Source organism: Stenotrophomonas sp. MH181796 (genome assembly GCF_009659995.1).
GTDB lineage: Bacteria > Pseudomonadota > Gammaproteobacteria > Xanthomonadales > Xanthomonadaceae > Stenotrophomonas > Stenotrophomonas riyadhensis.
In genome coordinates this window covers 15,378-38,234 of record NZ_RAHU01000005.1, presented here as the reverse complement: position 1 = coordinate 38,234, position 22,857 = coordinate 15,378, and the positions used below count along the sequence as shown (strand labels likewise).

General features: G+C 67.5%; 19 protein-coding genes and 3 tRNA genes. 12 read left to right on the top strand and 10 right to left on the bottom strand.

Annotation, left to right across the window (positions count from 1 at the left end; translation table 11 throughout):
* Positions 1–49 precede the first annotated feature (49 nt).
* Both tsaE and D5301_RS13140 read right to left on the bottom strand, forming a co-directional pair.
* Positions 50–532 (bottom strand): tRNA (adenosine(37)-N6)-threonylcarbamoyltransferase complex ATPase subunit type 1 TsaE, encoded by a 483-nt coding sequence (tsaE, locus tag D5301_RS13145; protein WP_110712939.1) that lies wholly within the window; start codon positions 530–532, stop codon positions 50–52.
* Positions 529–2,013 carry an NAD(P)H-hydrate dehydratase gene (locus D5301_RS13140; RefSeq protein WP_153855921.1) on the bottom strand — a complete coding sequence of 495 codons (1,485 nt, stop codon included), beginning with the start codon at positions 2,011–2,013 and terminating at the stop codon, positions 529–531. The genes tsaE and D5301_RS13140 overlap by 4 nt, the downstream gene beginning before the upstream one ends.
* A 23-nt stretch (positions 2,014–2,036) precedes the next feature.
* Here D5301_RS13140 and queG point away from each other — a divergent pair, with 23 nt between their 5' ends.
* Both queG and xseA read left to right on the top strand, forming a co-directional pair.
* Positions 2,037–3,107 (top strand): tRNA epoxyqueuosine(34) reductase QueG, encoded by a 1,071-nt coding sequence (gene queG / locus D5301_RS13135; RefSeq protein WP_153855920.1) that lies wholly within the window; start codon positions 2,037–2,039, stop codon positions 3,105–3,107.
* A gap of 44 nt (positions 3,108–3,151) precedes the next feature.
* Positions 3,152–4,483, top strand: coding sequence for an exodeoxyribonuclease VII large subunit (gene xseA / locus D5301_RS13130; protein WP_153855919.1), 1,332 nt, complete (start codon positions 3,152–3,154; stop codon positions 4,481–4,483).
* 655 nt (positions 4,484–5,138) lie between these two features.
* On the opposite strand, the gene D5301_RS13125 is transcribed toward xseA, so the two are convergent.
* Together D5301_RS13125 and D5301_RS13120 are read right to left on the bottom strand one after the other, a co-directional pair.
* On the bottom strand, positions 5,139–6,035 hold the full coding sequence (locus D5301_RS13125; protein WP_088026614.1) for a M48 family metallopeptidase: 897 nt from the start codon (positions 6,033–6,035) through the stop codon (positions 5,139–5,141).
* 89 nt (positions 6,036–6,124) lie between these two features.
* Positions 6,125–8,017: a formylglycine-generating enzyme family protein gene (locus D5301_RS13120; RefSeq protein ID WP_110712943.1), complete on the bottom strand. Its 1,893-nt coding sequence runs from the start codon at positions 8,015–8,017 to the stop codon at positions 6,125–6,127.
* 84 nt (positions 8,018–8,101) lie between these two features.
* On the opposite strand from D5301_RS13120, the gene rnd reads away from it, so the two are divergent.
* The gene (gene rnd / locus D5301_RS13115; RefSeq protein WP_180846234.1) at positions 8,102–9,181 is read left to right on the top strand and encodes a ribonuclease D; all 1,080 of its coding nucleotides are present in this window, start codon (positions 8,102–8,104) and stop codon (positions 9,179–9,181) included.
* Between the two features lie 119 nt (positions 9,182–9,300).
* Positions 9,301–11,373, top strand: a complete 2,073-nt coding sequence (locus D5301_RS13110) for a DUF4034 domain-containing protein (RefSeq protein ID WP_153855918.1) — start codon at positions 9,301–9,303, stop codon at positions 11,371–11,373.
* An 88-nt stretch (positions 11,374–11,461) separates the two neighbouring features.
* Here D5301_RS13110 and D5301_RS13105 read toward each other — a convergent pair whose 3' ends face one another.
* The gene (locus D5301_RS13105) at positions 11,462–13,792 is read right to left on the bottom strand and encodes a TonB-dependent receptor (protein ID WP_014037894.1); all 2,331 of its coding nucleotides are present in this window, start codon (positions 13,790–13,792) and stop codon (positions 11,462–11,464) included.
* 208 nt (positions 13,793–14,000) lie between these two features.
* The gene (locus D5301_RS13100; RefSeq protein WP_110712947.1) at positions 14,001–14,582 is read right to left on the bottom strand and encodes a TetR/AcrR family transcriptional regulator; all 582 of its coding nucleotides are present in this window, start codon (positions 14,580–14,582) and stop codon (positions 14,001–14,003) included.
* 101 nt (positions 14,583–14,683) lie between these two features.
* Between D5301_RS13100 and D5301_RS13095 the strand changes: the two genes are divergently transcribed.
* From D5301_RS13095 to D5301_RS13080, 4 genes are all read left to right on the top strand, one after another.
* Positions 14,684–15,739: a sugar phosphate isomerase/epimerase family protein gene (locus D5301_RS13095; protein ID WP_153855917.1), complete on the top strand. Its 1,056-nt coding sequence runs from the start codon at positions 14,684–14,686 to the stop codon at positions 15,737–15,739.
* 21 nt (positions 15,740–15,760) lie between these two features.
* The gene (locus tag D5301_RS13090) at positions 15,761–16,654 is read left to right on the top strand and encodes an alpha/beta hydrolase (RefSeq protein WP_110712949.1); all 894 of its coding nucleotides are present in this window, start codon (positions 15,761–15,763) and stop codon (positions 16,652–16,654) included.
* Positions 16,644–17,570, top strand: coding sequence for an alpha/beta hydrolase (locus D5301_RS13085; protein WP_153855916.1), 927 nt, complete (start codon positions 16,644–16,646; stop codon positions 17,568–17,570). Before D5301_RS13090 ends, D5301_RS13085 begins: the two co-directional genes overlap by 11 nt.
* 94 nt (positions 17,571–17,664) lie before the next feature.
* Positions 17,665–17,740: transfer RNA gene (locus D5301_RS13080), tRNA-Ala, on the top strand.
* 62 nt (positions 17,741–17,802) lie between these two features.
* Here D5301_RS13080 and D5301_RS24040 read toward each other — a convergent pair.
* Positions 17,803–17,976 carry a hypothetical protein gene (locus tag D5301_RS24040; RefSeq protein WP_194936639.1) on the bottom strand — a complete coding sequence of 58 codons (174 nt, stop codon included), beginning with the start codon at positions 17,974–17,976 and terminating at the stop codon, positions 17,803–17,805.
* 104 nt (positions 17,977–18,080) lie between these two features.
* Entirely contained in the window at positions 18,081–18,746 is a 666-nt protein-coding gene (locus D5301_RS13075) for a hypothetical protein (RefSeq protein ID WP_164161553.1), read from the bottom strand.
* Positions 18,747–18,961: 215 nt separating this feature from the next.
* Between D5301_RS13075 and D5301_RS13070 the strand changes: the two genes are divergently transcribed.
* Positions 18,962–19,447 carry a hypothetical protein gene (locus tag D5301_RS13070; RefSeq protein ID WP_153856125.1) on the top strand — a complete coding sequence of 162 codons (486 nt, stop codon included), beginning with the start codon at positions 18,962–18,964 and terminating at the stop codon, positions 19,445–19,447.
* Between the two features lie 6 nt (positions 19,448–19,453).
* On the opposite strand, the gene D5301_RS13065 is transcribed toward D5301_RS13070, so the two are convergent.
* Positions 19,454–20,215 carry an SDR family oxidoreductase gene (locus D5301_RS13065; RefSeq protein ID WP_153855914.1) on the bottom strand — a complete coding sequence of 254 codons (762 nt, stop codon included), beginning with the start codon at positions 20,213–20,215 and terminating at the stop codon, positions 19,454–19,456.
* A 132-nt stretch (positions 20,216–20,347) separates the two neighbouring features.
* Here D5301_RS13065 and D5301_RS13060 point away from each other — a divergent pair, with 132 nt between their 5' ends.
* Complete coding sequence (locus tag D5301_RS13060; protein ID WP_153855913.1) at positions 20,348–21,190, top strand: methylated-DNA--[protein]-cysteine S-methyltransferase; 843 nt, start codon at positions 20,348–20,350, stop codon at positions 21,188–21,190.
* Between the two features lie 73 nt (positions 21,191–21,263).
* Here D5301_RS13060 and D5301_RS13055 read toward each other — a convergent pair whose 3' ends face one another.
* The gene (locus D5301_RS13055; protein WP_153855912.1) at positions 21,264–22,289 is read right to left on the bottom strand and encodes an NADP-dependent oxidoreductase; all 1,026 of its coding nucleotides are present in this window, start codon (positions 22,287–22,289) and stop codon (positions 21,264–21,266) included.
* A gap of 333 nt (positions 22,290–22,622) precedes the next feature.
* Between D5301_RS13055 and D5301_RS13050 the strand changes: the two genes are divergently transcribed.
* A tRNA-Phe gene (locus D5301_RS13050) sits at positions 22,623–22,698 on the top strand.
* Positions 22,699–22,771: 73 nt separating this feature from the next.
* Positions 22,772–22,847, top strand: a tRNA-Phe gene (locus D5301_RS13045).
* The last annotated feature ends 10 nt before the right edge of the window (positions 22,848–22,857 follow it).

Genomic DNA, 22,857 nt, shown 5'->3' with positions numbered 1-22,857 from the left:
GCAACACCTTTTTCCTTAATAATCCGTAACCTGCCGGTGTTTGTTCTCGTCAGCCGACAGAAATGGCCTGCAAGTCGCCCCCTTGGGGTAGCCGTTCCAGCCATTCATGTCCGATGTCGCTGGCCCCAGTGAGACGGGCGCGACGCCCCTGCCCCTCGATCTCCAGCGCCACCACCAGGTCGGTCGGTGGCAGCGCGCCGGCGCCTCGTTCCGGCCATTCGACCAGCCACAACACCGCACTGCCTTCGTCCAGGCCGAGGAAATCGAGCTCTCCGGCCTGGCCGATCCGGTACAGGTCCAGATGCCACGCCTCGCCACCGCTGGCCAGTGGATAGCGCTCGACAAGGGTATAGGTCGGGCTGCGGATCGCGCCCTGCACGCCCAGCGCGCGCAGCAGCGCGCGGGCCGTGGTGGACTTGCCGGCGCCCAGGTCGCCGCGCAGTTCGACCAGCGCCTGCGGTGGTCGGGTGGCGGCCAGCCACTGCCCGAGCTGTTCGGTGGCATCGCTGTCGGCAAGAAAGAAGTCGGTCATGAAGAGAGGTCCGGGTTGGCCAGTCGCCGCAGCGGCGCCAGCAGGTCAGTGGGAAGCAGGCCACGCGCGCCGTCGGCGGCCGCAGCATCGCCGGCGAGCGCGTGCAGCAACGCGCCAGCCGCAGCGGCGTCGAAGGCGGTCAGGCCCTGAGCACGCAGGCTGGCGATGATGCCGGTGAGCAGGTCGCCCATGCCCCCCACGGCCATGCCGGGATTGCCCGCAGCAATCAGCCGTGGCGTCTGCGCGGGTGCCGCCACGATGCTGCCCGCGCCCTTCAGCACCACCACGGCGTGGAAGCGCTCGGCCAATGCCTGTGCACTGCCATAGCGATCAGCCTGGATGTCAGCGGTGCTGCACCCGAGCAGGCGCGCGGCCTCGCCCGGGTGTGGCGTGAGGATCGCGTGCGGCAGTGCGCGCGGATCCTTCGCCAGCAGATTCAGTGCATCGGCATCAACCACCAGCGGCTTGTCACACGCCAGCACCCGTGCAAAGAGTGCGCGCGCCCACTCGTCCTGGCCCAGCCCGGGGCCGATCGCCACCACTCCGGCCCTGTCCAGCAGCGCCGGCAGCGCGTCACCATCTTCCAGCGCGTGGGCCATGGCCTCGGGCAGGCGCGCCAGCAAGGGGCCGACGTGATCGCGACGGGTGCCAACGCTGAGCAGGCCCGCGCCAGCACGCAGCGCCGCCTCGGCAGCCATCACGACCGCGCCGCCACTGCCGTGGTTTCCACCGATGCAGAGAACGTGGCCCGATTCTCCCTTGTGGGTATTGGCGCGTCGCGGTGGCAGCAGCACCGGCAAGCGGTCGCCCGTCCAGCGCTGCGCGCTGGCGTGGATACCGTCCCAGGCCTGATCAGGCAGTTCAAGTGGCGCCAGCCGACGCTGGCCCACCTGTTCCAGGGCATCACCGGTGTACAGGCCGCGGTGACACGCGATGAACTGCAACGTGACAGTGGCCTTCACCGCCACGCCGGGCACACAACCGCTGTCGGCATCAACGCCACTCGGCACATCCATCGCCAGCACCGGCCGTTGCGCCGCATTGAGGGCCTCGATCAGCGACTGGGCCATGCCGGCTGGCGCCCGGTCCAGGCCAAGCCCGAACAGTGCGTCTACATAGACCTCAGCAGCCGGCAACTGACCGTCGAACGCAACGATGCAGCCGCCTGCCGCGGCAAATTCCGCTGCAGCCTGCGCCGCCAGCGCCGTGGCGGGCGCCGTGCCGGGCAGCGTGACCACCTGTACCTGCCGCCCTGACCGCACGGCATGGCGGGCCAGCACGTAACCGTCGCCACCGTTGTTGCCGGCACCGGCCAGCACGCATAGCTGGAGGGCTTCCGGCCACTGCTGCAGGAGGCACTGCCAGCCGGCCAGACCGGCCTGGGCCATCAGGCTCCAGCCACCATCACCGGCCAGCGCCCATGCGCGTCCATCGAGCGCGCGCGCTGCTGCGGTATCGAACAGAAGGGAAAGATCGGGCATGCAGGGATTTTATACTGGTGCGCATGTCCCCCGTCCCCGCCCCCGTCGATCCGGCCCAGGCCGTGCAGCGCATCCGCGAACTGGCCCGTGCGCATGGCTTCCAGCGCTGCGGCATCGCCGGCATCGAGCTGGGCGAGGATGAGGCGCATCTGGCCGACTGGCTGGGCCAGGGCCTGTACGGCACGATGGACTGGATGGCGCGCCACGGCACGCTGCGTGCGCGGCCGGCCGAACTGCTGCCCGGCACCGTGCGGGTGATCTCGGTGGGCATGGACTACAGCCACAAGGACGACACCGAAGCCTGGGCGACCTTGGCCGATCCCGGCCGTGCCTACGTGGCCCGTTACGCGCTGGGCCGCGACTACCACAAGCTGATGCGCAACCGCCTGCAGAAGCTCGCCATGCAGATCAACGATGAGGTGGCGCCGCTGGGCTACCGCGTTTTCGTCGATTCGGCACCGGTGCTGGAACGCGCACTGGCGCGCAACGCCGGGCTCGGCTGGATCGGCAAGCACACCTGCCTGATCGACCGTCACGGCGGTTCCTGGTTCTTCATCGGCGAGATCTATATCGACATCCCCCTGCCGATCGACGCGCCGGCCACTGCCCACTGCGGTACCTGCACGCGCTGCATCGATGTCTGCCCCACCCAGGCCATCATCGGCCCGCAGCGGCTGGACGCGCGGCGCTGCATTTCCTACCTGACCATCGAGCACGACGGTCCCATTCCCGAAGACATGCGGCCGCTGATGGGCAACCGCATCTACGGCTGCGACGACTGCCAGCTGGTCTGCCCCTGGAACAAATTCGCCAAGCGCACCGACGAAGCCGATTTCCGCGCGCGCAACAATCTCGATATCGCGCGCCTGGACCAGTTGTTCGCCTGGGATGAAACCGAGTTCCTGCGCCGTACCGAAGGCAGCCCGATCCGGCGCAGCGGCCATGAACGCTGGCTGCGCAACATCGCGGTGGCGCTGGGCAACGCGCCGACCACGGCAGAGACGCTGGCCGCGCTGCATACCCGCGTCGATGATCCCTCGCCGCTGGTGCGTGCACACGTGCAGTGGGCGCTGGGCCAGCACGCGGTGCGCTGACGTGCGATCCTGAGCCCCCGTTCCGCCCGCAGCACGCCGTTCCCATGCAGCCACGCAACAACGACATCCTCACCCCCAGCCAGCTCAACACCCTGGCCCGCGACCTGCTGGAAGGCAGCTTCCCGGCGATCTGGGTCGAGGCCGAGCTGGGCAGCGTGGCGCGCCCTTCCTCCGGGCACCTGTATTTCACCCTGAAGGACGCACGTGCGCAGCTGCGCGCAGCGATGTTCCGGATGAAGGCGCAGTACCTGAAGTTCGTGCCGCGCGAAGGCATGCGCGTGCTGGTGCGCGGCAAGGTGACCCTGTACGACGCCCGTGGCGAGTACCAGATGGTGCTGGACCACATGGAAGAAGCCGGCGAAGGCGCGCTGCGCCGCGCCTTCGAGGAGCTGAAGGCACGCCTGGAGGCCGAGGGCCTGTTCGACCCGGCACGCAAGCGGCCGATGCCCGCACACGTGCAGCGCCTGGCAGTGATCACCTCGCCGACCGGCGCCGCCGTGCGCGACGTACTGAGCGTGCTTGAGCGCCGTTTCCCGCTGCTGGAAGTGGACCTGCTGCCGACCCTGGTGCAGGGCAGCAGCGCCGCTGCACAGATCACCCGCCTGCTGCAGGCCGCCGACGCCAGTGGCCGCTACGACGTGATCCTGCTGACCCGCGGTGGCGGTTCACTGGAAGACCTGTGGGCGTTCAACGATGAAGCGCTGGCCCGCGCCATCGCCGCCAGCAACACGCCAGTGGTCTCGGCGGTCGGCCACGAAACCGACTTCAGCCTCAGCGACTTCGCCGCCGACCTGCGCGCACCGACGCCTTCGGTGGCGGCCGAACTGCTGGTACCGGACCAGCGCGAACTGGCGTTGCGCCTGCGCCGGACTGCGGCGCGCATGGTGCAGCTGCAACGGCATGCGATGCAGCAGGTGATGCAGCGCGCCGATCGTGCCCTGCTGCGCCTGAACGCACAGAGCCCGCAGGCGCGGCTGGACCTGCTGCGCCGCCGCCAGCTCGATCTGGGCCGGCGCCTGCATGCCGCGTTCAACCAGCAGCAGGAGCGCCGCGCCGCGCGCCTGCGCCATGCGGCGGCGGTGCTGCGCGGGCACCATCCGCAACGCCAGCTCGACGCGATGCAGCGCCGCCTGGCTGCCCTGCGCGGGCGGCCGCAGGTGGCCATGCAGCGTCTGCTGGAGCGCGATGCCCTGCGCCTGCGCGGACTGGCGCGTTCGCTGGAAGCGGTCAGCCCGCTGGCGACCGTGGCGCGTGGCTACAGCATCCTGACCCGCAGTGACGATGGCTCGCTGGTACGCCAGGTCGACCAGGTACAGCCCGGTGATGCACTGCAGGCCCGCGTTGGCAACGGCGTGATCGACGTGCAGGTCAAGTAAAGGGTTGTTCGGCAGGGCTGCGCCCTGCACCTGCCGAAGCGTTCAAGCAACAGCAACAGCCGAAGCAACAGCCAAAGCTGGNAGGTCAAGTAAAGGGTTGTTCGGCAGGGCTGCGCCCTGCACCTGCCGAAGCGTTCAAGCAACAGCAACAGCCGAAGCAACAGCCAAAGCTGGTATTCCGTGGGATGGCGGGGCGGTGTGGATGTGCAGGACACGCCGTAAACCCATCCATGGGGGCTCGATGGCGCCATCCATGGCGCCAACGGTCCTGCACATCCACACCGCCCCGCCTCTGACAGATTCCGGAGGCTGTTGGTAGTTGTCGACCTTGGTCGACACGGTAGATCCACGCATGCGTGGATGAAAGCTGTCAGATATCGAATCAATTCGGGGTCAGATCCGTTTTCCGTAGGAAAACGGATCTGACCCCAAGCCATTCCGACAGATCGCGAGAAACTGTCGAAGGCGGGGTGGGTCCGGTTGCGGGAGTGTCCGCGGCATGGATGCCGCGGCCAAGCCCCCATGGACGGGTTTACGGCGTCTCCCGCAACCGGACCCACCCCGCCATCCCACGGAATGCACGCTGTTGCTGTTGCTGCTGCCGGCCAGCGGCCGGCACTACCGCGGGTGCAGGGCTGCAAGCCCTGCCGCCCCCCTACTTTGCCTGCTCGCAGAATTTCTGCCGGTACTCGAGCGCCTTCGGCATCAGTGCCTGCAGGTTCTGGATACGGGTACCCGGATTCGGGTGGGTCGAGGCGAACTCCGGCGGTGACTGGCCACCGCTGGCCTGGCCCATGCGCTGCCACAGCGGTACCGCCTCGCGTGGATCGAAGCACGCTGCCGCGGCCAGCATCAGCCCCACTTCATCCGCCTGCGTCTCGTGGCTGCGCGCATACGGCAACAAGTAACCGTAGCCCATCGCCGACATCATCATCTGTTGCTGCTGTGCATCCATGCCGCTGGCGGCGCCGGCCATCTGCCCGATCTGGGTCAGCTTCTGCTGGGCCATGCGCTGTGCACCATGGCGCAGCAGTGCATGGGCGATCTCGTGGCCCATCACCACCGCCATCGCATCGCGCGTACGCGCCACCGGCACCAGCCCGGTGTAAACGGCCATCTTGCCGCCCGGGAGGCAGAACGCATTGGCCTGCTCGGACGGGATCACATTCACTTCCCACTGGAAATCCCGCGCGAAGTGCGCCGGCTGCACGCCATGCTCCTGTGCCAGCGCGGTCTCCACCACGTCGACCTTGGCGATCAGCCGCTGGGCGATGTCGCGCACGTCGCGCGCGATCGGTGCGTTCGGATCCATCGGCCGTTCCTGCGACAGGATCTGCTGGTAGGCCTGCAACCCCAGCGCCGTCTCCTGGCGCGCGTCCAGGCTGCTGTCGATCATCACCTTCTCACCGGTATAGGGATCGACCGTGCGGTTGGAAAACCAGTAGAACACCGCGTAGCCGGCAGCCAGCAGCAACACCCACCAGCGGATGTTGCCGAACAGGCCGCGCCGTTGCGGGCCTTGCGGCGAGCGGGAGAAGGGATCATTGCGCATCGGGCGGTCTTCCGGCAGGTCCCGCCGGCTGGCGGGCACGGCGCAATCTTAGTGCGCCGATGCCCGCAGCGGGTGAAGCCCGGCGCCGCTCAGATGCCGCGTACCAGGCGGAAGCCGATGCGCGCGTTGGTGGTGTCCGAATCCTGTGACTGCCGCCAGGCGGCACGGGTCTGCTCCGGCGCATTGGCCCAGTTGCCGCCGCGGATCACCCGTGCGCGGCAACCCGGGTTGAACCAGGCGGCACCGTCAGACGGCGCGCGCCGGTAGCTGGCATGCCAGCAATCGGCCACCCACTCGCTGAGGTTGCCCCCCATGTCGTGCAGGCCGAAGGCATTGGCCTGGAAACTCCCTACCGGAGCCGGCCCCCACCAGCCATCGCCATAGCCGATGAAGGCGTTGTGCCAATGCCGGCCCGAAGGAGAAACGTCCTTGCTGCCAGTGAAGTTGCCGCTGCCAGGCGGCGGCGTGCCGGCGTCGCCCCACGGATAGCGGCCGCTGCTGCCGGCGCGCAGTGCATATTCGAATTCGGCCTCACTGGGCAGCCGGTAGCTGCGCCCGGTCTGCTCGGACAGCCACGCCGCGTAGTTCTCGGCATCGCGAATGCTGACGTGCATCACCGGCGAATTGGCCATCGCGCGGCCACCGTCGTAGTCCGAGCGCCAGTCCACGCCGCTGCGGCGGATGAAGTTGCCGCTACGCTCGTCATAGACCACCGAATGGCCCCGCCGGGTCGCGCGCGGGCGCGCATTGGATGCCTTCACGTAGCGTTCGAAATCGCTGACCGTGACCTCGGTGATCGCCATCGCGAAGCCACGATCGAAGCGCACATAGTGCGAAGGGCGCTCGGAATCACTGGATCCCGGTTCGGCATCACCGGCACCCATCTGGAAGCCGCCATGTGGCACCACCACCATCTGCGGCCCGCGCCCGCCATCGCGCATGGCATCGCTGAACACCTGCCCCGGGCGGAAGCTGCCGTAATGGGTAGCCAGGTCGATGCGCTCCCGCAGCTGGCCCACCACCGCGTCGCCCGGCAGCGCGATGCGCAATGCCTCGGCCAGCTTCTCGCGGGCCGGCTTCAGGCCCTGCGGCGTGGCCAGGTCACGCAGACCGTCATCGCGCAGCTGCAGCAATGCCGCCGCACGGATCTGCTCGATGCGCTCGAACGCGTCGGCGATGGTCGGCGACGAATCGCGCACCTTGCTCGCTTCGGCCAACCAGGTGCCGGCGCTGGCGAAATCGCGCGTGCGTGCAGCGTCCTCGGCACGGCGGATCAGCCCGCTTTCGGCTGCGGCCAGTCCCTGCCGTGCGCGGCTGTTGTCCTCATCCAATGCCAGTGCCTCACGGAAGTTGCCGATGGCCCCATCCCCGTCTTCACCGATCCGGTCCGAGCGCAGGTCCTCTTCGCCGGCGCGGTTGTAAGCCACCACACGCTGGGCAAGCTCCACCCGTCCCTGCAGCGCACGCACCTTTTCGTCCTTTGGCGCCAGCGTCAGCAACACCAGCGCCTGGCGGCTGGCCTCGGCCAGCGCCTCACGCTGCTTCAGCGGCCGCACCAGCAGGGCGTCGGCCTGCTGCTGCAGGCGCTGGCGGGCACGTTGCAGGCCCAGCCGGGCCTGGCGGTCATCCGGGTCCTCTTCCTGCACGGCCAGCCACAACGGAATGGCGGCATCGGCATCCTCGTAGAGCCGGCCGTCGGCAAAGGCCTGTTCGGCCGCACGCCGCAACTGGGCAAGGCTGCGGCCCTGCCGGTCCACCCTGGGGGGCGTCCACTGCTGCACATCCTCGGCGGCATCCTCACCGCCGATGGTCACGCTGCCCTGGCCGGCCTGTGGGCTGGCATCGGTGCCGGTTTCGACGTCCTCGGCCTGCCGCGTGGCCCCACTGGCCGCCCGGTCCGCCGTCGCGGGCGGCGACGGCGTGCAGCCGGCCAGGGCGACGGCCAGCGCGGTGCACAGCACGGGCGACAACGGAAAACGCAAGCAGAGCCTCCTTCGGCACGGACGCGGATCGACGTTAGGCTATTCTCCCCTGCCTGAGCAAACCCGAGTAGTAGGCCCTGACCCGTGGCAACCTGGATCACCACCCCCGCCGAGCTGGATGCGTACTTCCAGCAGCGCCCGACCCGCATCGGCCTGGACACCGAATTCATCCGTGAACGCACCTTCTGGCCGCAGCTGGCGCTGGTGCAGATGGCCGTCGGCCAGGACATCCTGCTGATCGACCCGCTGATTCCGGGCATGACCGAGGCGCTGGCGCCGTGGCTGGCCGATGAATCGATCATCAAGGTGATGCACAGCGCCAGCGAAGACCTGGTCGCCTTCAAGTGGGCCTGCGGCGTACTGCCACGGCCGCTGTTCGACACCCAGATCGGCGCCTCGCTGGCCGGCATCGGCGGTGGCATGGGCTACCAGAAGCTGGTGGCGGAAATCACCGGCGTCGCACTGGCAAAGGGTGAGACCCGCTCGGACTGGATGCGCCGACCACTGTCGGAGTCGCAGCTGCAGTACGCCGCCGACGACGTCGAACACCTGTTCGCACTGCACGACGCCATCGATGCCAGGCTGCAGGCGCTGGGTCGCCAGCAGTGGCTGCATGACGACGGCGAGCGCCTGCTGGCCAGCGTTGCCAATGACGAGGACCGCTGGCCACACCTGTCGATGCGCTCGGCACAGTTCCTCGACGCCGCCGCACAGCATCGCCTGTTGCGCCTGCTGCGCTGGCGCGATGTGCAGGCGCGCAGCAGCGACCGCCCACGCAGCTGGATCCTGGACAACGAACTGGCCGCCACGCTGGCACGCACGCCACCGGCCGATGCCGCCGCGCTGGGCCAGCTGTTCGAGCAGTTCCCGAAGGCACCGCGCAAGCTCGCTGGCGCCGTGTGGCAGGCGCTGGAGACGCCGCTGGCCGATGAGGCCGACGCCCCGCTGGCGCTGCCGGCCAACGACAGCAACAAGCAAGCGCTGAAGAAGCTGCAGGATGCCGTGGCCGAACGCAGCCGCGAGCTGGGACTGCCGGATGGCATCCTTGCCTCGCGCAAGCACCTGGAAAGCTATCTGGAACGTCGCCAATGGCCCGCCGCACTGGCCGGCTGGCGCCAGCAGGAACTGGAGTCACGCCTGCAGGCGCTGCTGCCGGCACGCTGACACTGCGGGCGCCGGCACTGCGCCGGCGCCCGCAACACACAGAATGAGCATCTGCCACGCTTGCCGACGCGAGCGCGGGACTGTCCAATAGCGTCCCCGCCAATGTTGGATTGCATCAGATGACAAATGGAGTTGCGAAGGACGGCCTCTCCGCCGAGGACCTGGCGTGGCGCACAGGGGCGCGCGCTGCCTTGCAGGCGAAGCGCTACTCCGAACTGGACGCGCAGCTGGCGCCGCACGAACAAGCCTGGCTGGGCGGCGAACGGCCACTCCCCGGCATCCGCTGGCGCCTGCGCAACCTGCAGGATCCCACCCTGACCCTGGATGAGCGCCTGCAGCAGGCACAGCAGTGGGTCGCCGCCGCCCCCCACAGCTACTACGCCCATCTGCGCCTCGGTGCCTGCTGGGAAGAAGCGGCCGGTGCCCTGCGCAGCGCCGATGTGGCCGCGCTGGTGGAAGACAGCCAATGGCTGGCGGCGCAGCTGGCCCGCGATCATGCCGTGCATGCCTACCTGCAGGCGATTCCGCTGTCGCCACGACCTGCGTTGGCGCTGGATGGCATCAAGCGCATCACCAGCTACCTGCGCGAACCGAACTGGCTGCGTGCGCTGCAGGCCGGGGAGCCCGCCGCATCCGATGACGCCGCGCTGGCCGAGCACTACCCTCAAGCCTGGCCACAGGCATTGCAGCTGCTGTCGCGCTTCGGTGCGCCGTTGCAGACGCTGCCGGATACGCTGCCCCCGTTGCTGCGCGAGCGCAGCCAGGACGATTTCGACGCACCGCTGGCGTACTGGATGCGCCTGGTGCTGGAGCAGCGCCCGGACGATCTGGCCACGCTGGAAGACACCCTGTACTTCCTGTACCCGCGCTGGGGCGGCAGCCATGAGGCGATGGAGAACTTCATCGAGGGTGGCTGGTGCCGTGGCCTGGAACTGGCGCAGAGCAACGCGCTGCGCTGGCACAAGGAACAGGACTGGATGGGCGATCTGCCCCACCGCGAGGATGCCGACGCCGTGGCCGCGCACGAGCGCGCGTACGCGCAGATCCTCGACTGGCACCTGGACCGCAACCTGCGCGCGCAGGTGCTGGCCCAGCGTGCCGGGCTGCGCTACCGGCTTGGCCGCGTTGAAGACATCGAAGATGTCGTGCAGTGGGATCCGCACCACATGCAGGCCGTGCTTGAAGATCTGCAGCAGGCATGGGCACTGGACCGCGATGTGGTCCTGCATGAGGGGCTCAGCAACCTTGAGGCCTGCACCTGGTTCGCCCATGTCGACGGTGCCGAAGCACTGTTCGCACAGGTGGTGGACTATGCCGCGCGCGAAGGCGATTCGGCGATCGGCCTGCTCTGGGCCGCTACCGCCATCGAGCATGGCCTGCTCGGCCAGGCCAGCGACCCGACGCGCGCCAGTATCCTGCTGCAGCGCGCGTTGAAGCTTGCGCAGCAGGACAACACCTCGGCGGTGACGTTCGCCGCCAACCTGTTCTGTGATGTTTCGCAGGCCGCGGGCCTGTCACTGCTGCAGCGCATGGCTGAAACCGGTGACGCTGGTGCGATGTCGGCGCTGTGCGACCTGTACAAGGGCCGCCTCGGTGGCCGCGACCAACCGCAGTTCGCCGATGCGGAAAAGGCCGCCTACTGGCAGGAGCGTGCGGTGGAAGGCGGCGACCTGATCGCCACCTACAACCTGGCCGTGCGCCTCGTCGCCGCAGGCGGCGCGGAGAATGAAGCGCGTGCGCGCGAGCTGTACCTGCGCTGCCTGGATGAGGCCGAGGCCGGCGAGCGGGTGTGGGGCCCGACCTGCCGCAACCTGGCCTGCCTGGCGCTGGATGGCCAGAATGACGCGCACAAACGCGAAGCGGTCGAGCGCGCATTGATTCCGCTGTGGTGGCGCGGTGACGACGACGACAAGCTGTGGGCATCAGGCTACCTGGCCGACATCTACCACGTCGGCAACGGCGTCCCGGCCAATGCATTCCTCGCCCTGACCTGGCTGCAGCGTGCCAGCGAGATCGATCCGGAGTATGTGGACGTGGTGCGCATGGCGCCGCTGATCAACGGCGAGGGTCGCTGGTTCGGTGCCAGCCGCGCACGCAAGCAGCAGGAACAGGACCGCCAGCAGGTGGACAGCGCCACCTGGGCCCTGACCTTCGGCCAGCGCAGCCAGGACAGCAACCTCACTGCGGTCTGAAGCAATGAAAAGGGCGGCCCGGTAATCCGGGCCGCCCTTTTCATTCCAGCAGCGCGATGGCGGGACGACCCGCCACCGCGACAGCGCATTACCAGTTCATGTTCAGCGAGACACCCACGGTGCGCGGCTCGTTGTAGACCGCGGCCATGTAGTTCTCGATCACACCCTTGAGGTTCTTCTCGTTGGTGATGTTGCGCGCGAACAGCGCCACTTCGTAGGCACCGTAGTTGCCCGAGTAGCCGATCTTCAGGCCACCCTCGAAGTCACCCTTGGAGTTGAACTCCTTGCTGTCGTACAGCACGAAGCTGGTGTAGCCCTGCTTGTTCCAGTCGGTGGAGACGAACATGGTGCCGGCATCGCTGACCGGGAAGTCATAGCGGGCGGCCAGGTTGACGTTGTACTTCGGCGCGTTCGGCAGCGGGTTGCCGTCGATCTGCGCGAAGGTGTTGGCACCGACCTTGATGGTCGGGTCATTCACGGTGCACACCACCTGCCCGTTGAGACCGCAGACCTGCGCGTAGACGCGCTTGTCCTTGATCTCGCTGTGCAGCAGGCTCAGGCCGGCGCTCAGGGTCAGGTTCGGGATCGGGCGCAGTTCCATGTCCGCTTCGAAACCGTAGGCCTTGGCCTTGTCAGCGTTGAACAGCACGCCGTTGCCGTCCGAATCGTTGCCGTTGAGCTGGATGTCGTTGACGGTGTAGGTGAACGCGGTGGCGTTCAGGCGCAGGCGGTTGTCCCACAGGCTGCTCTTCACGCCCGCTTCCCAGGACAGGATGGTCTCGGAATCGGCGGTGGTGAAATCGGCATTGAACACCGCCGAACGGCCCTGGATGGTCGGGCCGCGGAAGCCGCGTGCGACCTTGGCGTAGACGCTCACGTCCGGCGTGATCTGGTACATCGCGCTCAGATCCCAGCTCGGGGTGGTATCGGACATCTTGACGTCGGTGCGGCCCTTGTAAGTGACCACGCCGGCGGCGGTATCAGCGGTCTTCAGCAGACGGGTGTGCTTCTCGTCCTTGGTCTGGCGCAGGCCGGCGGTGACGGTGAACTTGTCGGTGAAGGCGTAGCTGATCTGGCCGAAACCGGCCCACGAGGTGTTCTTGTTGCGCAGGCGCACCCAGTTGTTCGGGTTGCGTGCCGCGCCCTGCAGGAACCACGCGCGCTGGTAGAAGTCGGTGGTGTCGCTGCCGTTGAAATAGAACGCACCGGCCTGCCACTGCAGCGCGCTGTCGTCATGGCTGGCCAGGCGGAACTCCTGGGTCCACTGGTCCAGGTCGCGGATGCGGCCCATCGACTGGCCGTAGCCGTTCGGCACCCCGTTGACCGGGAAGTTCACCGCAGCGCCGCCGTCGGTGTCGCCGCGGCTGTAGCCGGAGGTGGTTTCGTAGGCGGTGATCGAGGTGAAGTCGATCGCGCCGAAGTCGTAACGTGCCTTCACCGAACCACCGTAGGTCTTGTAGGCCTGCGGGTTGTTGTCGGCTTCGTCGTAGGCGACCTTGTCGCGCGGCACGTCGGTCTTGTTCGAGCCCTTGGTCAGCGCACCGCGCAGGAACAGGGTCGAGGTGCCCTCGTAATCACGGGCGTGGGCCGAGGCCAGGATCGAGAACTGGTCGCTCGGGGTCAGCAGCAGCTGCGCACGCACGTTGCGGTCATCGAAGCCGCCCATGGCGTTCTTCTTCGGGCTGACCGTGCCGTCGGCGCTCGGGCCCTTGTAGGTGTTGTCGACGTAGTCGTCGCGGTGCTGGTACAGGGCCGACACGCGGAACGAGGCGATGTCGTTGATCGGGCCGCCGAAGCCGCCGTCGATCGACACGCTGTTGTAGGTCGCATAGCTGGCGCTGACGCGGCCGGTGTAGTCCTGGGTCGGCTTCAGGGTATCGAACTTGATGATGCCGGCGGTGGTGTTGCGGCCGAACAGCGAGCCCTGCGGGCCGCGCAGCACTTCCACCTGGTCCACGTCATAGACCGGGTTGGACTTCAGCACCACGTGTTCCAGCACCACGTCGTCCTGGATGATCGACACCGGCTGCGAGGCACCCAGGTAGAAATCGATGTTGCCCAGGCCGCGGATGTAGAAGCGCGGGAAGATGCGGCCGGTGGTGGTTTCCGCATACAGGCTCGGCACGCGGCCGGACAGTGCCAGCAGGGTGTCGTCGCCGCCGGCGGTGAAGTCGCGCATGCGCTCGCCCTGCACCACGCCGACCGAGACCGGCACTTCCTGCAGGTTCTGCTCGCGGTGTTCGGCGGTCACGGTGATCGTGTCCAGGCCGGTCGGGGTCGGCGCGCTATCCTGCGCGGCGGCACCGAAGCTGCCGACCAGGGCCAGGCCAGCACAGGCCAGGGCCAGCGGGTGGCGGCGGAAGGAAACGAAGGAAGACGACATACCCGACAGGCGGCGGGAATCGGAATGGGAGGGCATGAAATGCTCTGAGGAGGCGTCCGTGCGGCCTGCGCGAGCCGGGCGGCAAAAAGGAGGACAACTGCGCAAGCCGCCATTATCCCCCAAATTGTTACGATTTCGTTGCGCAGCACCCAAACCCGGCGAAACAAGCGGTTTCGGCACAGTCATCCAGCACCGCCTGGGGTCAGATCCGTTTCCCAAGGGGAAACGGATCTGACCCCGGATCTCAGGGCAACGGGGTCAGCGCGATATCGACCATCGCCAGCAGTCGCTCGCGGCTGATGCCGTCGCGGGCCTGCACCGAGATGCCGTGCAGCACCGTGGCGAAGTGATCGCCCAGTGCCTGCACCGCCACATCGCCGGCCAGCTGCCCTTCGGACTGCGCCTGCTGCAGGCGCGCGATGATCGCCGCCGTACGCTGGCGACGATGGCTGGCCAACCAGTCCCGGACGCCCTCGCCATCGGGCGAGACGCTGCTGGCCGAAGACACCACCAGGCAACCGTGCGGCCGCCCACGCCGGGTGTAGGTCAACACGGCGTCACGCAGCATGGACCCGATCGCCTCGCGCAGCGTTGCCTGCTCCAGCGCGCGCGGCGCGAAGCCGCCCTCGCCGTCCTCGTACAGCGCAACGGCTTCGCGGAACAACTGCTCCTTGCTGCCGAACGCGGCGTAGATGCGTGCAGAGGCGATGCCCAGTGCCTCGACCAGTGCCGACATCGACGTGCCTTCATAACCGTGCTGCCAGAACAGCAGCATCGCCTTGCGCAACGCCTGGTCCCTGTCGAATTCGCGCGGTCGCCCTGCCATCTGCCTGCCTGCTCCAGTGAGGCGCGCAGTGTAACGCGGGTGTTGACCGCCGCGAGGGTCACGCCTATTCTTTGTTGATCGACAAACAATTGGAGCAACACATGCAGACCCTCAAGGGCCCCAGCCTGCACCTGGCGCAGTTCGCCGGCGACCAGGCCCCGTTCAACAGCCTCGCCGGCATTGCCGCGTGGGCCGCCGGCCATGGCTTCAAGGCCTTGCAGATTCCCGCGTGGGATGCACGCCTGTTCGACCTGGCCACCGCCGCCGACAGCCAGGACTACTGCGATGACATCCGCGGCACACTGGCCGAGCACGGCCTGCAGGTCAGCGAACTGACCACCCACATCCTCGGCCAGCTGGTGGCCGTGCATCCGGCCTACGACGAACTCTGCGATGGCTTCGCCCCGGAAGCACTGCGCGGCAATCCGAGGGCGCGCAGCGAATGGGCGCAGCAGCAGCTGCACCTGGCCGCCCGTGCCTCGCGACGGCTCGGCCTGCAGGACATGGGCACCTTCTCCGGCTCGTTCGCTTGGCCGTACCTGTTCCCGTTCCCGCAGCGCCCGCCGGGCCTGATCGACGCGGCGTTCGACGAACTGGCACGACGCTGGCGGCCGATCCTCGATACCTGCGAGGACAACGGCATCAACCTCTGCTATGAGATCCATCCCAGCGAAGACCTGCATGACGGCACCAGCTTCGAGCGCTTCTTCGAACGCGTCGGCCAGCACGAGCGCTGCCGAATCCTGTTCGATCCCAGCCACTTCGTCCTGCAGCAGCTGGACTACCTGGAGTACCTGGACATCTATCACCCGCTGATCCGCATGTTCCACGTCAAGGATGCGGAGTTCCGCCCCAGCGGCCGCCAGGGCATCTATGGCGGCTATGCCGACTGGACCGAACGGGCCGGTCGCTTCCGCTCGCTGGGCGACGGCCAGGTCGATTTCAAGTCGATCTTCTCCAAGCTGGCCCAGTACGACTACCAGGGGTGGGCGACGCTGGAGTGGGAGTGCTGCCTGAAGGACCAGGAAGCCGGTGCACGCGAAGGCGCTGCATTCATCCGCGACCACATCATTCCGGTCACCGACAAGATCTTCGACGACTTCGCCGGTGCACCGATCAGCACCGCGCAGATGCAGCACATGCTCGGCATCGCCTGAGCCCCCACGGAGCACTCCCCCATGACCACTTCCCTTTCCGCTGGCGCTGCCGGCGACGCTTCGCTGCGCCACCACTACCTGCGCATCGATGGCCAGCGCGTGCATTGCGTGTCCGCGGGCCACGGTGAACCCGTGCTGCTGATTCCCGGCTGGCCGCAGACCTGGTACGCCTGGCGCCACGTACTGCACGCCCTGGCCGAGGCCGGCTTCGAAGCGATTGCCGTGGATCCGCCGGGCATCGGCGAATCCGATCGCCCCGCCCACGGCTACGACACCGGCAGCGCCGCCGCCGTCCTGCACCAGACCATGCAGGCGCTGGGCCACGACCGTTATCAGGTGGTCGGGCATGACATCGGCATGTGGATCGCCTATGCGCTGGCCAGCGACCAGCCGCAGGCGGTGCGCCAGCTGGCCGTCACCGAAGCGGTGATTCCCGGTCTGGCCCCGGAACCGGGCATCTTTGCCGCACCGGCCGACAACATCTTCCTCTGGCACTTCATGTTCAACCAGGTGGCCGACCTGCCCGAGGCACTGATCAGTGGCCGCGAGCGCGCCTACCTGGAATTCATGTTCGATCGCTGGTCGTACCGCCGCGATGCGGTGGCCGCCGACACCTACATTGCCGCCTACAGCCGTCCGGGCGCATTGCGCGCAGGTTTCGCCTGGTATCGCGCGATTCCGGAGACGATCCGCCAGAACAAGCAGCGTGCGCAGCGCCGCCTGCCAATGCCGGTACTGGCCATCGGCGCCGAGCACGCCACCGGCGATGCGCCGATGCTAACCCTGCAGCCACATGCCGACGATGTACGCGGCAGCATCGTGCCGGGCTGCGGCCACTTCATCATGGAAGAAGCACCGCAGGCGTTCCTGGCGCAGTTGCTGCCCTTCCTGCTGGAGGCACGCCATGCTGCTTGAACCGGCGCTGCAGGAGTTCGTCGACGCCGTCGCCGCCCATGCGCTGCCGGAAGACCTGCGCGAACTGCGGGTGATCAGCGAGAGCGCGCTGCCACAGTTGCAGGGAGCACCACAGGCCGTCGCACACGTGATCGAGCACACGGTAATCGCGCGCGACGGGCATGCGTTGGAGCTGCGTTTCTACACGCCGGAAGGGCTGCCCGATGGACCGGTACCGGCTCTGCTGTTCGCCCACGGTGGCGGCTGGTTCCAGTGCTCGCTGGCGGTCTATGACGGACCCTGCCGGGCATTGGCCAATGCCAGCGGCTGCGTGATCGCCGCGGTCGGCTACCGGCTGGCGCCGGAGCACCCGTTCCCGGTTCCACTACATGACGTCGCCGACGCTTGGCGGTGGTTGCAGGCCAATGCGGATCGCCTCGGCCTGGACCCACAGCGCCTGGCAATCGGTGGCGACAGCGCCGGTGGCAATCTCGCCGCCGCCTGCTGCCTGCTGCTGCGCGAACGGGGCCTGCCGCAACCGTGCCACCAGCTGCTGCTGTACCCGGCGCTGGATGCTGGCATGGGCAGCGATTCCTACCGGGACTACACCACGGGCTATTACCTCAGCGCTAAACTGATGCAGCGCTGCTGGCAGGCCTATCTGGGTGGTCTGGCCCAACCGTCGGCGCTGGCCTCGCCCGCCCACGCAACCGACCTGCAGGGGCTGGCACCAGCCACCATCCTCAGCTGCGAGCACGACCCGCTGCGCGACGAGGCCGAGCAGTACGCAGGGCGGCTGCAGGCGGCAGGTATCGACTGCACGCTGGAACGCCTGCCCGGGATGATCCACGCCTGCATCCACCTGCGCACGGTCAGTGCCAGCACTGACGTAGCGGTTCAGCGCGCGGGCGCCTTGCTGCGCCGGGCCCTACACTGAACCGGATTAGGACGGTGGCAGGCCTTGTGCCGCCGCCGTCCCGGCCCGGCGCTTGGCAAGCCCGGCAGGCAGCGCTACACTGAAACCCTGCCGTGGGGCCATAGCTCAGCTGGGAGAGCGCGTCGTTCGCAATGACGAGGTCAGGAGTTCGATCCTCCTTGGCTCCACCACCATTCAGAAGAACCCGTAGATCTCCGTGATCTGCGGGTTTTTTCTTTTCAGCGCCCACGGTTCAGGCCGGATTCAGGCCCCCGTCCTTGCGCTGCGGGCTGCGCGAATGCGCATCACGCACCTGTTCATCACGCTGCGCTGGCCTGCGCTTCGCCACGTCATCCTGCTTCCGGTCCTGACGGCTTTCCTGCACACCCTGCTTCGGGTCGCTCTGATCGTTGTCGCGCTCACTCATCGCTCGCTCCTGCACTGGCACATGCCAGCCCTGGCTCCACGCTAGAGGCTGCCGGGTAATCCGCAGGTCAGCCCGGCGCGAACGCTGCGTGCAGCCGGCCCTCCTCAGCCTCCCGCGCAGCTGCGCACAGGGAACATGCGGCCGCACGCGCTGCACGGTGCTTCTCCAAAGGCTAATCCCAGCAGCCGCACGGCCTGGTGATCACCGTCGCGCAGGGCCTGCTGCAGCAACCACTGCTCTACTGCGTTCAGCGGCGATCCTGCCTGCAACGGAGTGCGGATCGTGGGCGCCCCATGCACCGGATCCTCATGGCAGAGATAGGGCGCTTCTTCGTCGAACTCGGCATACAGGTCAGCACCACAGCGATCGCACTCGCCTACCAATTCGCCTTCTTCCAACCGGTCCAGATGCAGGGACCACACCTTTTCCCCCTTCAGCCCGAGCCAGGCCTGGCGCAACGCGCGCCGTGCGAAGAGCTGTGCATCCGCGTCGATCACTGGCAGAGTCAGCCGGGCCTCCACCACGTCGATCAATGCCCCGATCGTCGACGAATGCGGGTGCAATCCCGGATCCTCCGGCACCGAACCGGCCACGATGGCTCCGGCCAGCAACAGGGCGTCATCCGCATCCAAACGAGCGTCCTGCAGGGCGATGCCCAGCAACACAGGCAGCGCCGCATGACTCGCTGGGTACACCGTGCCCTGGTGGCACAGATGTGACCACAGCTCCCCCCAGTCCTCCTGGTGTTCCGCGTTCTGCAGGGCGACCATCAGCTCGCCGGCATCACCAGCACTGCCATACGCCGCCTGCAGTGAAGGCCAGTCGATGTTGCTCGCATCGGCGGCGTGGAGCTGTTGCATGTACGATCCTGATGGCGAACGAGGTGCAGAGCATGACCGACATCGATGTGGCAACCAATGCATACGGGTTGCCGCGGGCATGCGGCACGTCCAGTTTCCAATGCATTATGCCTTCCGGGTACGCCATGCCCTTGTCTCCCCTGCACGCGGCGCACGCCGTACCGATGATCCTCAACCCTGCCGATGGCGGCATCCAGCTCGGCAACCTGCCGACGCTGATCGGCCCCACCTTGTCTCGGGATGAAGCGCGTGTCGCCTTTGCCGCGCTGGTGCGTGACGAGCGCGATGTCGGCACCGGCTATCACTGGCTCAGCCTGCACCGGCTCAGCCTGGGTGGTGCGCCCGCTGGCATCAGCCTGTGCTTCCACGGGCAACAGCTCGACATCTTGGCGATGGGCGCCGATCTACCCGGTGCAACACTGGAAGACGGCTGGCCAACCCAGGCAACCATCGATGCCGAAGTCGCCTTCATGCGCCGCACCTTGGCCACGGCATTGGGGCGAAAACTGGCCGGCGGCTGCGCCCGGTTCGACTGGGGCGAAGCCTGGGCCCGTTTCGATCCGAAAGGCTTCATGGCCTGCAGCGGTATTCGCTACTCACCACGCACGTGACCGCGCTCAGGTACGGGTGATCGACACCCCACCCTCCACGCGCATCGCGCTGCCGGTAACGAAACTGCTTTCATCGCTGGCCAGGAACAACGCGGCATTGGCGATCTCTTCCGGCTCGGCGAGGCGCTTGAGTGCGTGCAGCGAGCGCACGAAGTCGCGGGCATCGCCGGTCGGTGCGGCCTGCCGGCCCATTTCGGTATCGGTGCCACCGGGCAGCAGTACGTTGCTGCGCACGCCGCGCGCACCGTATTCGGCAGCGATCACCTGACTCAGGCCGATCAGCCCGGCCTTGCTCGACGCATAGGCTGCCATGCCCGGGAATCCCACGGTGTGGCCGACGAAGGTCCCGACGAACACCAGCGAGCCGCCGCCACGCGCAATCAGTGCCGGCAACTGTGCGCGTGCGGCATGGAAAGCGGCATCCAGATTGGTGGCCATCACCTCGCGCCAGGCGTCCAGCGGGAACTCCGCGGCCGGTACACCGGGGCCGAGCATGCCGGCATTGTTGAGCGCGACATCCAGGCCGCCGAAGGACTGCTGGGCCAGATCGACCAGCGCCTGCGCCGTGCCTGGGTCGGCCACGTCGGCAGCATGCACCACCACTTCCCCACCGGCGGCGCGGATCTGTTCGGCCAGCGCCTGCAGCGGTTCCAGCCGCCGTGCATTGAGCACCAGCTTTGCCCCTTCGGCGGCGAAGCGCAGCGCGCTGGCGCGGCCGATGCCGGCGCTGGCTCCGGTGATGAGGGCGATCTTGTTGTTCAGGCGCATGATCGTGGTACCGGTGGTGAAGTGGCCGCCACGATGCCGTGCCTTCGGCCCGCCAACACTCCGTTTCCGGACCTTGCTGACGGGTGCAGGAAACGGAGTTTCCGCAGCACCGGCACGTGCCAGAATCCGGCCATGGACAGTACCGCCACCACCGCCCTCAATGACCGCATCGAACGGGTCTGCCGGCACCTGCAGGCCAGCCTCGACGAACCCTCGCTGCAGGAACTGGCCGATATCGCTGGCTGCAGCCCGACGCGCCTGCATCGCCTGTTCAAGCAGTCCACCGGGCTGACCCCCAAGCAGTACGCCGCCGCGCTGCGCGCTGACCGCCTGCGCACCGGGCTGGAACAACAGGAACGCATCACCGACGCCTTCCACGATGCTGGCTTCGGTTCCAGTGGACGCTTCTACGAGAACGCACCGAAGTTGCTGGGCATGACGCCCAAGCAATGGCGCGCAGGGGGGCGCGGCGAAGTCATCCACTTCGCGCTTGCCGAAAGTTCCCTTGGCAGCGTGCTGGTGGCCAGCAGCGGGACCGGCGTGGTCGCGATCCTGCTCGGCGACGATCCGGAGACACTGCTGCAGTCGCTGCAGCAACGCTTCCGCCAGGCCGAACTGGTCGGCGCCGACCAGGGCTACGAGCAACTGGTGGCACAGGTGGTGGGCCTGGTCGAGGATCCTTCGCGAGGCGCCACGCTGCCGCTGGATATCCGTGGCACCGCGTTCCAGCAACGGGTGTGGCAGGCGCTGCAGCAGGTCCCACGTGGGCAGACCGCCTCGTATGCGGATATCGCCGCGCGCATCGGCGCGCCGCGCTCGAGCCGTGCCGTCGCACGCGCATGCGCAAGCAATCCGTTGGCGGTGGCCGTACCCTGCCACCGCGTGGTGCGCCGCGACGGCGACCTGTCCGGCTATGCCTGGGGCGTAGCGCGCAAGCGCGAACTGCTGCGCCGCGAGAAGGCCTCGACTGCCTGACGTGGGTGCCGACCTTGGTCGGCACGCCCAGCTTCCGGTAGGTGCCGACCTTGGTCGGCACGCCACCAAGCTCTCAATCCAGCTTCACCACCAGCTTGCCGAAGTTGTGCCCCTTCAGCAGCCCGAAGAACGCCTCCGGCGCATTCTCCAGCCCTTCCACCACATCCTCGCGGTACTGGACGCGGCCTTCGCGCAGCCATTGCGGCATCTCGCGTTCGAAGTCCGGCCACAGGTGGTTGAAGTCGTGCACGATGAAACCACGCACGGTCAGGCGCTGGCGCAGGATCTGGCTGAACAATGCCGGCAGGCGATCAGGGCCGGGCTGCTCGACGCCGCGCTCGTTGTAGGTGGCGATGGTGCCGCAGACCGGAATGCGGGCGAAGTCATTGAGCAGCGGCAGCACCGCATCCAGCACATGGCCGCCGACATTCTCGAAGTACACATCGATGCCCGCAGGCACCGCTGCGCGCAGCTGCGCGGCGAAATCAGCGGCGCGATGATCCAGCGCCACGTCCACCCCCAGCGTCTGCAGATAGGCGCGCTTGGCTTCGCCACCGGCGATGGCGACCACGCGCGCGCCCTGCAGCTTGGCCAGCTGCGCCACAGTCGCGCCGACCGGCCCGGTCGCGGCGGCCACCACCAGCGTCTCGCCTGGCTTCAGGCGGGCGATTTCATGCAGGCTGGAATAGGCGGTGAAACCGGGCATGCCATACACGCCCAGCGCCGTACTCAACGGCAGGCCGGCCGGATCCAGCCGACGCCCCAGCGCCTTGGCCGGCAGTACCACATGGGTCTGCCAACCGCCCGGCGCCAGCAGCAGATCTCCCACCGCCACACCTTCGGCGTTGGATCGCAGCACTTCGGCCACGGTCTGGCCCTCCATCACCGCGCCCACCGCCACCGGCGCGGCGTACGACGGGCCCTCGTCCATGCGTCCACGCATGTACGGGTCCAGCGACAGGTAGCGGTTGCGCAGCAGCACTTCGCCATCCGCCAATGCCGGCAGCGCAGCCTGTTCCAGGCGGAAGTTGGCCGCACTCGGCGCTCCCTGCGGACGCGACGCAAGCACGATGCGGGAGGTGGTCGAGGGATCGGACATGGCCAGGTCTCTGCTGTTGCCAGCATCAGGAAAGGACTGCCGACACTACGCCGCGACGACCCCCGATGGCGGCCACGAAAACAGCGTTCCATTGCCCGGACCCGCGCAGGTCCGGCGCAGCCCCTGCCCTTGCAGCATTCGCGCCTGCGGCGACCCGCTGATTTCCACGGCAGACGATGATCGATTGGCCACGCCCGCCCCACAACGGAGGATCAAGCACTTGCGAGCGCGCAGACGGCAATGTGAAGAAATCTTGGCGAAACGCTTGCCGAAGACTGCCGACCTCCGTAATATACGCCTCCTTGGCAGCGACCTCGCTGCTACGAAACATGTGGCCGAGTAGCTCAGTTGGTAGAGCAGGGGATTGAAAATCCCCGTGTCGGCGGTTCGATTCCGTCTTCGGCCACCACTTTCGAAGGCCTGCAGAAATGCGGGTCTTTTTTTTCCGGAAACCGGGTTTGATCACGGTTGCCACACAATTTGGCCGAGTAGCTCAGTTGGTAGAGCAGGGGATTGAAAATCCCCGTGTCGGCGGTTCGATTCCGTCTTCGGCCACCATCTTCAGAGA

What these genes read in the sequence shown, in the direction of transcription:
- D5301_RS24040 (WP_194936639.1), bottom strand. Translation starts at nt 17,976, where the DNA reads ATGAGTGAGCGCGACAACGATCAGAGCGACCCGAAGCAGGGTGTGCAG.
- D5301_RS13095 (WP_153855917.1), top strand. Translation starts at nt 14,684, where the DNA reads ATGCAGACCCTCAAGGGCCCCAGCCTGCACCTGGCGCAGTTCGCCGGC.
- D5301_RS13060 (WP_153855913.1), top strand. Translation starts at nt 20,348, where the DNA reads ATGGACAGTACCGCCACCACCGCCCTCAATGACCGCATCGAACGGGTC.
- D5301_RS13085 (WP_153855916.1), top strand. Translation starts at nt 16,644, where the DNA reads ATGCTGCTTGAACCGGCGCTGCAGGAGTTCGTCGACGCCGTCGCCGCC.
- D5301_RS13055 (WP_153855912.1), bottom strand. Translation starts at nt 22,289, where the DNA reads ATGTCCGATCCCTCGACCACCTCCCGCATCGTGCTTGCGTCGCGTCCG.
- D5301_RS13100 (WP_110712947.1), bottom strand. Translation starts at nt 14,582, where the DNA reads ATGGCAGGGCGACCGCGCGAATTCGACAGGGACCAGGCGTTGCGCAAG.
- D5301_RS13070 (WP_153856125.1), top strand. Translation starts at nt 18,962, where the DNA reads ATGCCCTTGTCTCCCCTGCACGCGGCGCACGCCGTACCGATGATCCTC.
- D5301_RS13105 (WP_014037894.1), bottom strand. Translation starts at nt 13,792, where the DNA reads ATGCCCTCCCATTCCGATTCCCGCCGCCTGTCGGGTATGTCGTCTTCC.
- D5301_RS13075 (WP_164161553.1), bottom strand. Translation starts at nt 18,746, where the DNA reads ATGGTCGCCCTGCAGAACGCGGAACACCAGGAGGACTGGGGGGAGCTG.
- xseA (WP_153855919.1), top strand. Translation starts at nt 3,152, where the DNA reads ATGCAGCCACGCAACAACGACATCCTCACCCCCAGCCAGCTCAACACC.
- D5301_RS13125 (WP_088026614.1), bottom strand. Translation starts at nt 6,035, where the DNA reads ATGCGCAATGATCCCTTCTCCCGCTCGCCGCAAGGCCCGCAACGGCGC.
- D5301_RS13065 (WP_153855914.1), bottom strand. Translation starts at nt 20,215, where the DNA reads ATGCGCCTGAACAACAAGATCGCCCTCATCACCGGAGCCAGCGCCGGC.
- tsaE (WP_110712939.1), bottom strand. Translation starts at nt 532, where the DNA reads ATGACCGACTTCTTTCTTGCCGACAGCGATGCCACCGAACAGCTCGGG.
- queG (WP_153855920.1), top strand. Translation starts at nt 2,037, where the DNA reads ATGTCCCCCGTCCCCGCCCCCGTCGATCCGGCCCAGGCCGTGCAGCGC.
- D5301_RS13140 (WP_153855921.1), bottom strand. Translation starts at nt 2,013, where the DNA reads ATGCCCGATCTTTCCCTTCTGTTCGATACCGCAGCAGCGCGCGCGCTC.
- D5301_RS13110 (WP_153855918.1), top strand. Translation starts at nt 9,301, where the DNA reads ATGACAAATGGAGTTGCGAAGGACGGCCTCTCCGCCGAGGACCTGGCG.
- D5301_RS13090 (WP_110712949.1), top strand. Translation starts at nt 15,761, where the DNA reads ATGACCACTTCCCTTTCCGCTGGCGCTGCCGGCGACGCTTCGCTGCGC.